Below are 13,262 nucleotides of genomic sequence, written 5' to 3' on the forward strand. Positions count from 1 at the left end.
CCGTTGCCAAGCGGTTCACAGGCGGGGCCATCAGGCGCGCGACGCTGTCGCAGGGCTGTGATAGGCGTCACGGATGATCGGGATTCGCCGACCAGGATGAACGGACCCTTGATGACACGGCGCCGGCTGCTCGCCGCTTCCGCGCTGCTTGCCCCCGCCGAGGCGCTGGCCCAGCGGGGAGGTGCGCCGCGCCAGCAGGCGCCCGCCGCCGAGGTCGACGTGGTGGTGATCGGCGCAGGTGCCGCCGGTATCGCCGCCGCCCGCCGGCTGGTCGCGGACGGCCGGTCGGTGACGGTGCTGGAGGCCAAGGACCGCACCGGCGGACGCTGCATCACCGACAATGTCCATTTCGGCATGCCGATGGATCTCGGGGCTCACTGGATCCACGCACCCGAGGACAATCCGCTGGTGCCGCTGGCCCGGCAGGCCGGTTTCGACCTCTATGACGACCCCGATCGGCCGCGCCTGCTCATCAAGGGGCGCGATCCGCGCGAGGGCGAGCGCGAGGCCTTCGCCTCGGCCCTGCGCCGCTCCCAGCGGGCGATCCTGGAGGCCGGCGAGGCCGGCCGCGAGATTTCGGTGGCCGAGGCACTGCCGCGCGACCTGCGCGACTGGCGGGTGACCGTCGAGTTCCTGAAGGGCGCCTGGGATTCCGGCAAGGAGGTGGGCGACATCTCCTGCGTCGATTACTACAACGCGCTGGAGACGCGCGACCTGTTCTGCCGGCAGGGCTATGGCGCGATCCTCGCCCGGCTCGCCGAAGGCCTTCCGGTGCGGCTGGCGACGCCGGTGACGCGCATCGACTGGTCCGGGCGGGGTGTGTCGGTCGAAACGCCGGCCGGCACGGTGAGGGCGCGCGCGGCCATCGTCACGGTCTCGACCGCCGTGCTCGGTTCGGGAGCCCTGCGCTTCCATCCGGCCCTGCCGCGCCGCCAGCAGGAGGCGGTGCAGCAGCTGACCTGCGGCGCCTACGAACACCTCATCGTCCGGCTGCCCGGCGACCCGATGGGCGCCAAGCCGGATGAGCCGTTCGTGGTCAAGGCCGATACGGCGGCCACCGCCAAGCCGCTGGCGCGCATCGCCGGCTCGGACTGGTGGTATCTCGACATCGGCGGGCGCTTCGCCCGCGACCTGGTCGCTGCCGGCCCGGCGGCGATGAAGGCCTTTGCCGCCGAGTTCGTCGGCAACGAGTTCGGCCCGCAGGCCCGTCGGGTGATGGAGGACGTGCACGTCACCTCCTGGACCACGGACCCCTTCGTGCGCGGCGCCTGGTCGGTGGCGGGGCCGGGCAGCACGCCGCAGAGGCTGCGTCTCGCCGAGCCGGTCGGCCAGCGGCTGGTGATCGCCGGCGAGGCAACCGACGAGGGCCTGTGGGGCACGGTGGGCGGTGCCTGGGCCTCCGGCGAGCGGGCGGCGGGCCAGGTGCTCGGCTGGCTGCAGCCGGCCGCCGCGCCCCAGCGGCGGCGGCGCTGAACATGCCGTCTCAACGGACCGTTAACGTTAACGGATTATGACCGGGGTGGGGATCGGTCCCCCCGCCGTCCGGAGTTCGCTGATGTCCGTCGCCACCGCCGCCCCTGCCGTCCTCGCCCGTCGGGCCGTCCTGATCGGCCTTGCCGTCGCCTCGCTCGCGCTGGGCGGATGCCAGACATCGGCGCGGCGCGGCGGCGATGTCACCGGCTCGATCTCGAACGTCCGCTATACCGAGCAGCAGGCCCGCACCGAGATCAACACGCTCGCCACCCGCTACCAGTCCAATCCGCAGGATGCCGCCAATGCCATGCGCTATGGCCGCGCCCTGCGCGCCACCGGCCAGGCCGGGCAGGCGGTGGCGGTGCTGGAGCGCGTGGCCGTGCGCAACCAGACCAACATGGCTCTGCTCGGCGAATATGGCCGGGCGCTGGCCGATATCGGCCGCCACGAGCAGGCCCTCGAAGTGCTCGGTCGCGCGCACCGGCCGGACCAGCCAGACTGGCGCATCGTCAATGTCCAGGGCTCGATCTTCGACCAGATGGGCCGCCCGGACGAGGCGCGGCGCCATTACGAGCACGCGCTGAGGATCTCGCCCGGCCAGCCGACCGTGCTGGCCAATCTCGGCCTGTCGCACGCGCTGTCGCGACAGCTGCCGCAGGCCGAGCAGGTGCTGAGACAGGCCGCCGCCCATCCGGAGGCCGACCAGCGCATCCGCCAGAACCTCGCCCTCGTCGTCGGCCTCCAGGGCCGGTTTGGCGAGGCCGAGGAGATTGCCCGCAAGGACCTTCCCCCCGCCGAGGCCGAGCAGAACGTCGCCTATCTCAGGCAGATGCTGTCGCAGCAGAACTCGTGGGCGCAGATCCGCCAGAACGAGCGCCGGCGGCCCGGTGCGCCGCAGCAGGCAGGGGGGTCGGCCCCCGCCGCTCCCGCCCCGCCGCGGGGGTGAGCCAATCGGCTTTCATGCCCCACCCTTAACCCTCCCCGCGCTCCGCGCGGAGAGGGAAACTCTGACCTCGCGTCTCATTGACGACCGTCGTGCCGCGGCTCCCATGGACAAGCCGTCCTGCATCGGGCACCTTGCGTCCTTCGAGGCGCGGGCGAGCCTCGAAGGACGCACCTGGCTGAAGCAGGGCGCAGTACCGGCAAAACGGGACCACCAACGAAAAGGCCCGGCGCGATGGCCGGGCCTTCTCAGTCGGACAGGCTGCAAGCTTACTCGGCCGCGAGGCGCACGGCGGGAGCGGCCGCCTTCACGTCGGCGTCCACATAGGGCTCGAACTTGGCAAAATTCTCCTGGAACATCTCCACCAGCCGGCGGGCCGTGGTGTCGAACTCGGCTTTGTCGCGCCAGGTCTTGATCGGATAGAGCATGTGCGGGGGAACGCCGGGCACGGAAGCGGGCACCGCAAAGCCGAAATAGGGGTCGCGGCGGAAGTCCGCGCGGTTGAGCGAGCCATCCAGCGCCGACCGCAGCAAGAGGCGGGTGATCGAGATGGGCATGCGCCGGCCGACCCCGTGCTTGCCGCCGGTCCAGCCGGTGTTCACCAGCCAGCAGTCGACATGGTGCTTGGCGATCAACTCGCGCAGCAGGTTGCCGTATTCGGAGGGATGGCGCGGCATGAACGGCGCGCCGAAACAGGTGGAGAAGGTCGGCTGCGGCTCGGTGACGCCCTTCTCGGTGCCGGCGACCTTGGCGGTGAAGCCGGAGAGGAAGTGATACATCGCCTCGGCCGGGGTCAGCTTGGCGATCGGCGGCATGACGCCGAAGGCATCGGCGGTCAGCATCACGATGTTCTTCGGATGGCCGGCGCGGCCGGTTTCCGAGGCATTCGGGATGAAGTGCAGCGGGTAGGCGATGCGGGTGTTCTCGGTCTTCGAGCCGTCGTCGAAATCCGGAATGCGGCTGACCGGGTCGATGACCACGTTCTCCATCACCGAGCCGAAGCGCTCGGAGGTGGCATAGATCTCCGGCTCGGCCTCGCGGGAGAGCTTGATCGCCTTGGCGTAGCAGCCGCCCTCGAAGTTGAAGATGCCGTCCTTGCCCCAGCCGTGCTCGTCGTCGCCGATCAGCGTGCGCGAGGCATCGGCCGAGAGCGTGGTCTTGCCGGTGCCGGAGAGGCCGAAGAACACGGCGACATCGCCGTTGGGGCCGACATTGGCCGAGCAGTGCATCGGCATGACCTTCTGCGGCGGCAGCAGGAAGTTGAGCATGGTGAACACGCTCTTCTTCATCTCGCCGGCATAGGAGGTGCCGCCGATCAGCACGATCTTGCGGGTGAAGTCGCAGGCGATCACCGTTTCGGTGCGCACGCCGTAGCGTTTCGGGTCGGCCCTGAACGAGGGCAGGTCGACGATGGTCATGTCCGGCACGAAGGAGGCCAGATCCTCGCGTTTCGGGCGGATCAGCAGGTTGCGGATGAACAGGTTGTGCCAGGCGTATTCGGTGAAGACGCGCGTCTTGATGCGGGTCGCCGGATCGGCGCCGCCATGGAGGTCCTGGGCGAAGAGCTCGCGGCCCTTCGCGTGCTCCAGCATGTCGGCCATGAGCAGATCGAAGGCCTGGGGCGTGATGGCGCCGTTGTTCTCCCACCACACCGTGTTCTCGGTGGTGGCGTCGCGGACGACGAACTTGTCCTTCGGCGAGCGGCCCGTGTGCTGGCCGGTCTCGGCGACCAGCGGGCCGCCTGCGGAGAGCTTCGCCTCGCCGCGGGCCACCGCCTCCTCGACGAGTTGCGGTTCCAGATAGTTCCAGTGGACGGCCTTCAGTCCCGTGAAGCCAAAGGCTTCCGCCCCATGCGCCTTGTTCCAGGTTCCGGTCTCGGCCAAGGAAAGCCTCCCTCAAGAGTCTTCAGGACAGCGCGCCCCGCGCCTGCCAATGCCATGCAATATCGGCGCCGGAACTGGGTCGCAGCGAGAGGGACCCCGTAATCCAAAGGTCCCTGGCCGGCAAGTCCGCCCGTCGGCCAGGGCCGCTTTTTCCGTGCCATTCTTTGGGATGAGGGTGAATGGACGCGGCGGAGCGGGCTTGCCTTCGGCGCGTCGAGGGACCAAGAGGCGGCATGAACCGCAAGGACATGGCCGGCCGCGACCGGACCCTGAAGACCGCCGCAGACCTGGTCGCGGCCGGGCTCATCGCGCCCGGCCGGGCGGACGAGGCCGCGCAGGTCGGTGCCCGCTATGCGGTGGCGGTGACGCCCGCCGTCGCGGCGCTGATCGCGCCCGGCGACCCGGACGATGCCATGGCCCGCCAGTTCCTCCCCGACATCCGCGAGCTCGACATCCGGCCGGAGGAGCGCGCCGATCCGATCGGCGACGAGGCCCATTCGCCGCTGCCGGGCATCGTCCACCGCTATCCGGACCGGGTGCTGCTCAAGATCGTCCATGTCTGTCCGGTCTATTGCCGCTTCTGCTTCCGCCGCGAGATGGTCGGGCCGAAGGGCAAGGGAAGCCTCGGCGAGCCGGAGCTGGCCGCCGCGGTCGCCTATATTGCCGGCAATCCAGGCATCTTCGAGGTGATCCTGACCGGCGGCGATCCTTTTGTCCTGTCCGCCCGCCGGGTCCGGCAGGTGACGCGGGCGCTGGCCGCCATCCCGCATGTGAAGGTCATCCGCTGGCATACGCGCGTGCCCATGGTCGAGCCGGACCGGGTGAGCGCCGATTTCGCGCGCGCGCTGCGGGCGCCCGGCAAGGCGGTCTATGTCGCAGTCCACGCCAATCATCCGCGCGAGTTCACGGCCGGGGCGGAAGCCGCGCTCGCCCGGCTTGCCGATGCCGGCATCGCGCTGGTCAGCCAGTCGGTGCTGCTGAGGGGCGTCAACGACGATGCGGAGACGCTGGAGGCCCTCATGCGCGCCTTCCTCGCCAGCCGCGTGAAGCCCTATTACCTGCACCATCCCGACCTTGCGCCCGGCACCGGTCATTTCCGCCTGCCGATTGCCGAGGGCCGTAGGCTGATGCGTGGCCTGCGCGGGCGGCTCTCGGGCCTTGCCCAGCCGACCTATGTGCTCGACATCCCCGGCGGCGAGGGCAAGGTCCCTGTCGGGCCCGATTATGGCGGGGACGGCGAGGTCGCGGACTGGCGCGGCGGCCGCCACGCCTATCCGCCGCGAGGGCACGAGGACTGACATGGACGCGAGAGATTCGAACGGTGCGGTGCTGAAGGACGGCGACGCCGTCACGCTGATCAAGGACCTGAAGGTCAAGGGCACGTCGGTGACGCTCAAGCGCGGCACGCGGGTGAAGGCGATCCGGCTGACCGCCGACCCGGCCGAAGTCGAGTGCAATGTCGACAAGGTGAAGGGTCTGGTGCTGCGCACCGAGTTCCTGAAAAAGGCCTGAGGCCGGATCGCTAGTCCGCGATTGCCACCGCCCGCTCCACCACGATCTCCTGCGGTGTCAGGCGGCAGGCCCGGGCGAGCATTTCGACGCCGCGCGCGCGGGCCAGGTCGAAGGCCCTGCCATAGGCCGGGTCGAGATCGCGGGCGAGCGCGAAGCGATCCGCCCCGCCATACTGGATCAGGAAGACCATCACCGCCCGGTGGCCGGCCTCGACCATGGCGCCGAGCTCGTCAAGATGCCGCGCCCCGCGGGCCGTGACCGAATCGGGAAACTCGGCAAGGCCCGGACGGCGCATCAGGTGGACATTCTTGACCTCGACATAGCAGTCCGGCCTGCCGCCGCCGGCCAGCACCATGTCGACCCGGCTCGCCCGTCCATAGGCGACCTCGCGCCTCAGGCTCCCGTAGCCGGCAAGCTCGGGAATCGTGCCGGCCCGGACGGCCTCCTCGACGAGGCGGTTGGGATGGGCGGTGTTGATGCCCACCATCTCCGGCCCGCGGCCGAAATCGACCTCGGCCAGTTCCCATGACCAGGCCAGCTTGCGCTTCGGATCGGCCGAGCGCGACAGCCATGTCCGGTTGCCTGCCGCCGTCAGGCCGAGCATGGAGCCGGGATTGGCGCAATGGGCGGTGACCGCTTCCCCGTTCTCCAGCACCATGTCGGCCAGGAAGCGCTTGTAGCGACGCACCAGACGGGCCGGGACCAGCGGGGCGGGAAAGCGCATGCGGTCCTGCCGGGGTCAGCGCGGTTCGCCGGGGGGCTGGTCGCGGTCGCGCTTCAAATAGGGGTAGCGATCGGCGAATTCGCCCGTATAGCCGAGGTTGCGCACGGTCGGCGAGCGCTGCAGCGTCTTCCTGTCGACGATGCGGGTGCCGAACAGCCGGTCGGCAATGGCTGTGGTGATGCCGTAGTTGCGGTTCTCGTCGACATAGTGGTGCAGGGCATGTTCCTGCCGCCGCCGCGTGAAATAGGCCGAGCGCGTCTCGCCATCCATGTGGCAGGCGAAATGGACGATCTCGTAGAAGGCGAACAGCGCAAAGCCGACGGCAACGAGCGGCGCGACCGGTGCGAGGCCGATGAACCAGACGATGCTGGCCACCACGGCGATCAGCAGGACCGCGCTCGCCGGATGGGCGAGAATGACCCGCGTGTCCCTCGGTTCCATGTGATGGGCATAGTGGGCCCGGTTCCAGAACGCGGCGGTCGGCGGCGTGCGGGCCAGTTCCAGCAGGTGCAGCACGTATCTGTGGGTGACGAACTCCACGACCGGCAGAATCGCGATGCCGATGGCGGCCGCGACCAGGGTCCACACCAGTCCGGCGGTCCATAGCGCACCGATGAAGAAGGCCAGCGACAGCACCGAATAGATGACGACCGCGCCGCGCGCGTCGGGATGGCGCATGACCGCCAGCGCGTCGGCGGCAAGGGCTCGGATCTCGGCAAGGATGGGCATGGCGGGTCTGGTCGGGCCGGCGGCGCGGCCCGTTCCGCAGGCTGCGCGCTCTTCCTCCAGCCTTATAGTCGGATGGCCGATTGACCGGAAGAGAGAGTATCGGTCGAGCTGAGGGTTTTCGTGCGGTCGGGCGTGAGGCGGGACGCGCCGGACCCTTGCGGCATCCTCGCCCATGGGCTCGACTTGAACCAGCCGACCACGAATGCCGTGGCGACGACCAGGGCAATGCCGGCAAGGTTCACCATCGTGGAGACGGCAAGGCTCGTGCCGGCCAGCTGGAACACGATGGCGGAGGCACGCGCCGCCACGAGGCTGGCCAGGAATGTCGCGAGGGATTGCTGCCCGACCCGCACGATGATCGCTGCCGCACCCACGGTCAGCCGGTCGCGCCAGGGTTCGATGGCCGACAGGACGAGATAGGCGAGCGCCAGGAAATGGACATAGCGCAGCCAGTGCAGGTCGGTCTTCTCGTTGCCCGGCAGGATCGCGGCGTGAAGCGCCTCGAGAACCGGGCTCTGGGTGCGGATGCCCCAGAACGCCACCGGGACGGACAGCAGCACGATGACTGCGGCCGCAATGACCCCGCGCCGGTCCCGCAGCGGCGGCGGGCGCAGCCAGCCCATGCCGATGGCAAAGCCGGTGAAGAAGACGAGCTGCCAGGCGAAAGGGTTGAAGAACCAGCCGGCGCCCGTCCACGGATAGCCGACGAGATTGATGCCGGTGATCCAGACCGCGGCATGGAGCGCAAACGCGGCCGCCAGCGGAAGCAGCCGATGGATGGCAGCCAGCCCCATCGCGACCGGCACCAGCGCCAGGATGACCAGATACATCGGCAGGATGTCGAGATAGGGCGGGAGCCAGCGCAACGTGACGAGGCCGAAGATCGCGGTGGCCGGGTCGGAGAGGAGTTGCGGCAAGGGGTCGAGATCGAGCCCGCGATCCGGCCAGAAAAGGCCGGCCGCGATCATCAGGCCGATGACGGCCATGACCACGCCAAGCTGGGCCCAGTAGACCTGCCAGATGCGATGCGCGATGCGCGCCGTCCCGAGCCCGAAGCCCTGCCTGACGAAGATCGAGCCGAAGGCCAGCGCGCTGGCGAGGCCCGAGCAGAAGACGAAGAGCTCGGTACCCGAGGAGAAGCCGAAGCGGGCCGGAATCCAGTTGTTCCAGGGATTGAGGTCGGCATGGGCGATGAAGATGATGAACATCGTCAGGCCGCGGAAGAAGTCGAGCCGTTCGTCGCGCGGCCGACGCGCCGGCGCGGACGGCCCGGTGGACCGGTTCCCGGCCGGCGGCGCCTGCCCGTTCGGGGCGGAGGGGGTCGCGGCGATCACGGCATCTCTCATGGTGAGCCGGCGGCAGGAAGGCTGCCCTCGCTCGTCGCCTTGCCATGGGCATCCGCCAGCATCGTCGCCTGCTCCTTCCGACCGGTGACTGGCGCAGCGGCGACATGGCGCCGGTGCCTTCCCGTGGTCATCCCGATTTCGCGGGCAGGCCGCCGGACGTTTCGGTCCGGCGGACGCTGTCACGGGGTTGTGAACGGCCGGCGGCGTCAGCGCGAGGGGGAGGCCCTCTCCAGGCCCTGGAACACCACGGCCAGCACATAGCCGAAGATCGCGTGGCCGATCAGGCTCATGAACGACAGGGGGTTGTTCTCGCCGATCAGCAGGAAGGGCAGGCCGGCGAGCGGGGCCCAGAAGCCGAGCGCGATGAAATAGGTGATGACACCCCAGATCCAGCCATCGGCCGGATGGCCGAAGGGGCTCACCCGCGTCACCAGCCAGTAGCCCAGCGGATAGAACACGACGCCGGTGAGGTAATGCAGGGCCTTGGCCATGATATCGCCCACGCCCCAGCCGAGCTGGTGGTGGAACAGGGCCTTCACCAGGGCGGGAGGCTCGAGCGGATAACCTGCGAACAGGTGGGTCGGCCAGTTGGCCCAGACCTCGTAGAAGCCGGTGGCGGCAAAGCCTCCCAGCACGAGATGCCAGGCCTGCCGTGCCGTCGGCACGAAGCGGGCGGCGGGACTGTCCATCGTGGTCGTCGTCATGCTCATGGCGGCCTCCCTCCAGATCACCGGTCCGGCATCGACACGACGCCGCCCGGTCCTGCCCGGCACAGCGGGTCCTGGATGGCAGTTCGGGCGTCCACGGCCAGCCGTTACGGCGGCGGGGCGATCGCGGCAGAGGCATCGCAGCCGGTCGCCTTGTCGTGGATCAAGGCTGGCTGATGCGCGCTGCCGGCTTCATGATGGCGCCGAAGGTCGGGAAGCGTGGACGGGACGTCAGGTCATGATGGGTTGGTCGATATCGCTGGGACGGATCGCCGGGACCGAGCTGCGCATCCACCTCACCTTCTTCCTGCTCGTGGCCTGGTTCGCCATTGCGGCCGGCATGCGCGGCGGGCAGGAGGCGGCCATCACGGCGGTGCTGTTCGTGCTGTCGGTGTTCGCCTGCGTCGTCCTGCACGAATACGGCCATGTGCTCACCGCCCGCGCCTTCGGCATCGGCACGCGCGACATCACGCTGCTGCCGATCGGCGGTGTCGCCAATATCGAGCGCATGCCCGAGAAGCCGGGACAGGAACTGCTGATCGCGCTTGCCGGCCCCGCCGTGAACGTGGTGATCGCGATCCTTCTTGTCGTGGTCTTCGGGGCGAGCCTGTCCACCGAACGGCTCGCGGCAGCGGTGGAGGACCAGCGCATGGACTTCGCCACGCGCCTTGCCGTGGTCAATGTGGTGCTGGTCCTGTTCAACATGCTGCCGGCCTTCCCGATGGATGGCGGGCGCGTGCTGCGGGCGGTGCTGTCCATGGGCCTCGACCGCGCCCGCGCGACCCGGATTGCCGCCGGCATCGGCCAGACGGTCGCCTTCGGCCTCGGCTTCCTCGGCCTGTTCGGCAATCCGCTGCTGATCTTCATCGCGCTGTTCGTGTTCCTCGCGGCCAGCCACGAGAGCTATGCGGTCGAGCTTGAGGAGGCGACGCGGCAGGCCTCGACCCGGCAGGCCACCATCACCTCCTTCACCTCGCTCGATACCGCCGCAACCGTTGGCGAAGCCACCGAGGCGCTGATCGCCACCTCGCAGCGGGAGTTCCCGGTCACCGACGGCGCCGGCCGCCTGCGCGGGGTGCTGACGCGGGACGGGATGATCCGTGCGCTCTCGGCCAAGGGGCCGTCCACGCCGGTCGTGGAGGTGATGGAGCGCGATCTGCCGGTGATCAACCGGCGCGCGCCGCTGAACCAGGCGGTGGCGCTGCTGCAGCAGAAGGGCGCGCCGCTGGTCGGCGTGATCGACGACGACGAGCGGGTCGTCGGCATCATCACGCTGGAAAATCTCGCCGAGTTCATGATGGTCGACGAGGCGCGGCGGGGCTGGCGCCGCACCGGGGGCGGGGAGGGCTAGCTGCGTTTGCCCGGTCCGGACGGCTTCCGCTAGGCTGCCCGCCCGCCCAACGGGCAAGGCGCGCAGGGTCTCATCCCTCAACGGAGGCAGTCTCATGGACGAGGCGCGGCACGACGGGTTCCGGCCAATGGCCCTGGGCTGCCGTTCAGACTTGATGTCCCATGTCCTTCGCCCCTGACGTCGCGTCCCAGTCACTGCGCCCGGGATGGGACCACGACATTCTGTTCCTTGTCGGCCGCTGGGCCTGGCCAGTCCATGCCGCCGTCGTCGGACTGACCTTCTTCCTGCTCTCGGCGATATACCCCCGGGCAGAGATGGGTCTCTGGCTCATCATCATGATCTCGGTTTCGCTCCTCCAGTTCGTGCTGGCGCTCGACTATGCGTGGCGCCTGCCGCCTCCGGAGCGCGCCAGGCTATATGGGCGGGCGCACCTCCTGCTGACCGGCCTTGCCGCCCTCGGTTGGGGCGTCGGTGCCCTGGCACTGCGAACCGGTCCGGAGACGGCACTGGTCTATTATTCGATGATCCTCGGGGCGACCGCTCTGGCGGCTGTCGGCACGCAACTCACCCGGCCGGCCAGTTGCATGACGTCGATCTGGCTGTCGCTGACGCTGCTGGCCCTGGCCCATGGGCTTCAAGGCTCTGTGGCAGGCGCCTCGATGGCGGTCATGGTGCTGCTGTTCGCGCTGTCGCTGAGTGTTGCAGCCGCCCTGATGCAGCGCTTTCTGGAGCAACGGGCGGTACTCATCGAGCAACTTGGAGAGCAGAACGATCAGCTTCGGACGCTGGCGGGCGAACTGGCCGAGGCACAGTCCGCGCGGCTGCGTTTCCTCGCCCAGGCCAGTCACGACATCCGCCAGCCGATCCATGCGATCAGCCTGTTCGTCGAATGCCTCAAGACCGCCGGGATGTCCGCCGAGGATCGCGGAATCCTCGGGCAGATCGACCGGTCCCTGAAGGGGCTTGCCCTGCTGTGCCGCTCGCTCCTCGACCTGTCGGCGCTGGACGTGGGCCGCATTCGTCTCGCACCATCCGATCTGCCGCTGCAGGATCTGATCGACGATGTTCTGAGGCAGGCTGGCGAAACCGCGCGCGAGCAGAACGTCCGGCTGCGCAGCCGGCCAAGCCCGCTCTGGGTCCATGCCGATCCCGCCCTGCTGCACAATATGCTCCAGAACCTGGTTTCCAATGCTGTCAAATACGCGCCGGGAGGAACGGTTCTCGTGGCCGCAAGGCATGTCGGCGGCCGCATCGCCGTCGATGTCGTCGATACGGGCGGAGGCATCCGTACCGAGGATCAGGCTCGCGTCTTCGACGAGTTCGTGCGCCTGGCCGGGCGTGAGAATGGCGCCATCGAGGGGCTTGGCCTTGGCCTGACCATCGTGCAGCGGCTTGCCCATATGATGGGGCTGGTGCTTACCCTGCGGTCGTGGCCAGGCCGAGGAACGCGGTTCAGGATCGGCGGGTTGCGGGCTTCTCCCGCGCCCGCCCGCCCGCGTGAAAGCCCAACTGACCGCTACACCCGCCAACTGGAGGGCCTGCGCGTCCTGGTGATCGATGATGATCCCGCCGTCCTGCTGGCAACAACCCGGCTGCTGGCCCGCTGGGGCTGCGTCGTGCTGCCGATGGACATCGTACCCGAAACCGAAAGCCGGGCCCCGGGTCGCGACTTCGACCTGGTCCTCTGTGACGAGAATTCGGGCCGAAGCAGCGGGTTGGCCTATATCGCGGAGGTCAAGAAACGCTGGCACCGCGCGTTCCCGGCCATCGTGGTCACCGGACAGGATGTCGAGCGGCTGCGCGCCGATCCGGGGGCACGCGGCATTCACGTCCTGTCCAAGCCGCTGAACGCCGCGCGCCTGCGCAGTCTGCTGCAATCACTCCATGCCGACAGCCGGATCGAACCGCTCGACGTCAGATAAGGCCACGCTCGGCAGCCACGCTGACGGCACCGGCCCGAGTGCTGACCTGCAGCGCGCGCATCAAGCCAGAGACGTGAACGCGCACCGTAAAGGGTGATATGCCGAGTTCACGGGCGATCTGCTTGTTCGTCTGGCCCTGTCCGACGAGGCGCAGGACCGTCATCTGGCGTGGCGACAGCGGCATGGCGGGAGATTGTCGGACGCCGACGATGCCGAGTTCCGACGCGGTCCTCAGCACGATCTCCCCCGCCATGATCTGGACGAAGCCGTCCGCAATGTCCGCCGCCGGAATTGCTTTGGACAGGAAGCCGTTTGCTCCGGCGTCCATCACGGCCTCGATCTGGTCCGGATCATCCACCATCGAGACAACGACCAGCGCAGTGTCCTGGAGATTGCTGCGCAATCGCGCCACGCTGTCGGCGCCGGAAAAGCCTGGAAAGACGAGGTCGACCACCAGCATCAGCGGCGGTGCGCCTTGTCCGATGGCATCCAGCAGGTCGTCGAAGGTTCCCACCTCCGAGACATGGGCCTCGGGCGATGCGCGCTGGACAATCCGGCGCAGACCATCGCGGAAGATCGGATGATCGTCGGCAACGATGATGCGGTCCGGCATCGGCGGGCCTCTTCCAGCGAGTCTCTCTTCCGCAAAAGGCGATCCGATCCGGTCCAGGG

The 13,262-nt window shown here is 68.9% G+C and carries 12 protein-coding genes; 6 read left to right on the forward strand and 6 right to left on the reverse strand.

Annotated features, from left to right (window positions below; all coding sequences use genetic code 11):
• Positions 1–111: 111 nt before the first annotated feature.
• Positions 112–1,473: a flavin monoamine oxidase family protein gene (locus ACTIFS_RS10720; protein ID WP_439574079.1), complete on the forward strand. Its 1,362-nt coding sequence runs from the start codon at positions 112–114 to the stop codon at positions 1,471–1,473.
• 82 nt (positions 1,474–1,555) lie between these two features.
• On the forward strand, positions 1,556–2,419 hold the full coding sequence (locus ACTIFS_RS10725) for a tetratricopeptide repeat protein (RefSeq protein WP_439574080.1): 864 nt from the start codon (positions 1,556–1,558) through the stop codon (positions 2,417–2,419).
• A gap of 266 nt (positions 2,420–2,685) precedes the next feature.
• Here ACTIFS_RS10725 and ACTIFS_RS10730 read toward each other — a convergent pair whose 3' ends face one another.
• Positions 2,686–4,299, reverse strand: coding sequence for a phosphoenolpyruvate carboxykinase (locus ACTIFS_RS10730; RefSeq protein WP_439574081.1), 1,614 nt, complete (start codon positions 4,297–4,299; stop codon positions 2,686–2,688).
• Positions 4,300–4,532: 233 nt separating this feature from the next.
• On the opposite strand from ACTIFS_RS10730, the gene ACTIFS_RS10735 reads away from it, so the two are divergent.
• A complete protein-coding gene (locus tag ACTIFS_RS10735; RefSeq protein WP_439574082.1) occupies positions 4,533–5,597 on the forward strand; it encodes a lysine-2,3-aminomutase-like protein in 1,065 nt (354 codons plus the stop codon).
• A 1-nt stretch (position 5,598) separates the two neighbouring features.
• Entirely contained in the window at positions 5,599–5,811 is a 213-nt protein-coding gene (locus ACTIFS_RS10740) for an alkylphosphonate utilization protein (RefSeq protein ID WP_439574083.1), read from the forward strand.
• A 10-nt stretch (positions 5,812–5,821) separates the two neighbouring features.
• On the opposite strand, the gene sfsA is transcribed toward ACTIFS_RS10740, so the two are convergent.
• From sfsA to ACTIFS_RS10760, 4 genes are all read right to left on the reverse strand, one after another.
• Entirely contained in the window at positions 5,822–6,535 is a 714-nt protein-coding gene (gene sfsA, locus ACTIFS_RS10745) for a DNA/RNA nuclease SfsA (protein ID WP_439574084.1), read from the reverse strand.
• Between the two features lie 15 nt (positions 6,536–6,550).
• Positions 6,551–7,264, reverse strand: a complete 714-nt coding sequence (locus tag ACTIFS_RS10750; RefSeq protein WP_439574085.1) for a sterol desaturase family protein — start codon at positions 7,262–7,264, stop codon at positions 6,551–6,553.
• A gap of 62 nt (positions 7,265–7,326) precedes the next feature.
• Positions 7,327–8,598, reverse strand: coding sequence for an OpgC family protein (locus ACTIFS_RS10755; protein WP_439574086.1), 1,272 nt, complete (start codon positions 8,596–8,598; stop codon positions 7,327–7,329).
• A 218-nt stretch (positions 8,599–8,816) separates the two neighbouring features.
• On the reverse strand, positions 8,817–9,320 hold the full coding sequence (locus ACTIFS_RS10760; protein WP_439574087.1) for a hypothetical protein: 504 nt from the start codon (positions 9,318–9,320) through the stop codon (positions 8,817–8,819).
• A 238-nt stretch (positions 9,321–9,558) separates the two neighbouring features.
• Between ACTIFS_RS10760 and ACTIFS_RS10765 the strand changes: the two genes are divergently transcribed.
• Positions 9,559–10,668, forward strand: coding sequence for a site-2 protease family protein (locus ACTIFS_RS10765; protein WP_439574264.1), 1,110 nt, complete (start codon positions 9,559–9,561; stop codon positions 10,666–10,668).
• Positions 10,669–11,252: 584 nt separating this feature from the next.
• The gene (locus tag ACTIFS_RS10770) at positions 11,253–12,590 is read left to right on the forward strand and encodes an ATP-binding response regulator (RefSeq protein WP_439574088.1); all 1,338 of its coding nucleotides are present in this window, start codon (positions 11,253–11,255) and stop codon (positions 12,588–12,590) included.
• Here ACTIFS_RS10770 and ACTIFS_RS10775 read toward each other — a convergent pair.
• The gene (locus tag ACTIFS_RS10775; RefSeq protein ID WP_439574089.1) at positions 12,583–13,203 is read right to left on the reverse strand and encodes a LuxR C-terminal-related transcriptional regulator; all 621 of its coding nucleotides are present in this window, start codon (positions 13,201–13,203) and stop codon (positions 12,583–12,585) included. The two genes, ACTIFS_RS10770 and ACTIFS_RS10775, sit on opposite strands and share 8 nt — an antisense overlap.
• Positions 13,204–13,262 lie beyond the last annotated feature (59 nt).

Source organism: Phreatobacter sp., from assembly GCF_051860605.1.
Lineage (GTDB): Bacteria > Pseudomonadota > Alphaproteobacteria > Rhizobiales > Phreatobacteraceae > Phreatobacter.

What these genes read in the sequence shown, in the direction of transcription:
- ACTIFS_RS10720 (WP_439574079.1), top strand. Translation starts at nt 112, where the DNA reads ATGACACGGCGCCGGCTGCTCGCCGCTTCCGCGCTGCTTGCCCCCGCC.
- ACTIFS_RS10725 (WP_439574080.1), top strand. Translation starts at nt 1,556, where the DNA reads ATGTCCGTCGCCACCGCCGCCCCTGCCGTCCTCGCCCGTCGGGCCGTC.
- ACTIFS_RS10735 (WP_439574082.1), top strand. Translation starts at nt 4,533, where the DNA reads ATGAACCGCAAGGACATGGCCGGCCGCGACCGGACCCTGAAGACCGCC.
- ACTIFS_RS10740 (WP_439574083.1), top strand. Translation starts at nt 5,599, where the DNA reads ATGGACGCGAGAGATTCGAACGGTGCGGTGCTGAAGGACGGCGACGCC.
- sfsA (WP_439574084.1), bottom strand. Translation starts at nt 6,535, where the DNA reads ATGCGCTTTCCCGCCCCGCTGGTCCCGGCCCGTCTGGTGCGTCGCTAC.
- ACTIFS_RS10750 (WP_439574085.1), bottom strand. Translation starts at nt 7,264, where the DNA reads ATGCCCATCCTTGCCGAGATCCGAGCCCTTGCCGCCGACGCGCTGGCG.
- ACTIFS_RS10760 (WP_439574087.1), bottom strand. Translation starts at nt 9,320, where the DNA reads ATGAGCATGACGACGACCACGATGGACAGTCCCGCCGCCCGCTTCGTG.
- ACTIFS_RS10765 (WP_439574264.1), top strand. Translation starts at nt 9,559, where the DNA reads ATGGGTTGGTCGATATCGCTGGGACGGATCGCCGGGACCGAGCTGCGC.
- ACTIFS_RS10770 (WP_439574088.1), top strand. Translation starts at nt 11,253, where the DNA reads ATGACGTCGATCTGGCTGTCGCTGACGCTGCTGGCCCTGGCCCATGGG.
- ACTIFS_RS10775 (WP_439574089.1), bottom strand. Translation starts at nt 13,203, where the DNA reads ATGCCGGACCGCATCATCGTTGCCGACGATCATCCGATCTTCCGCGAT.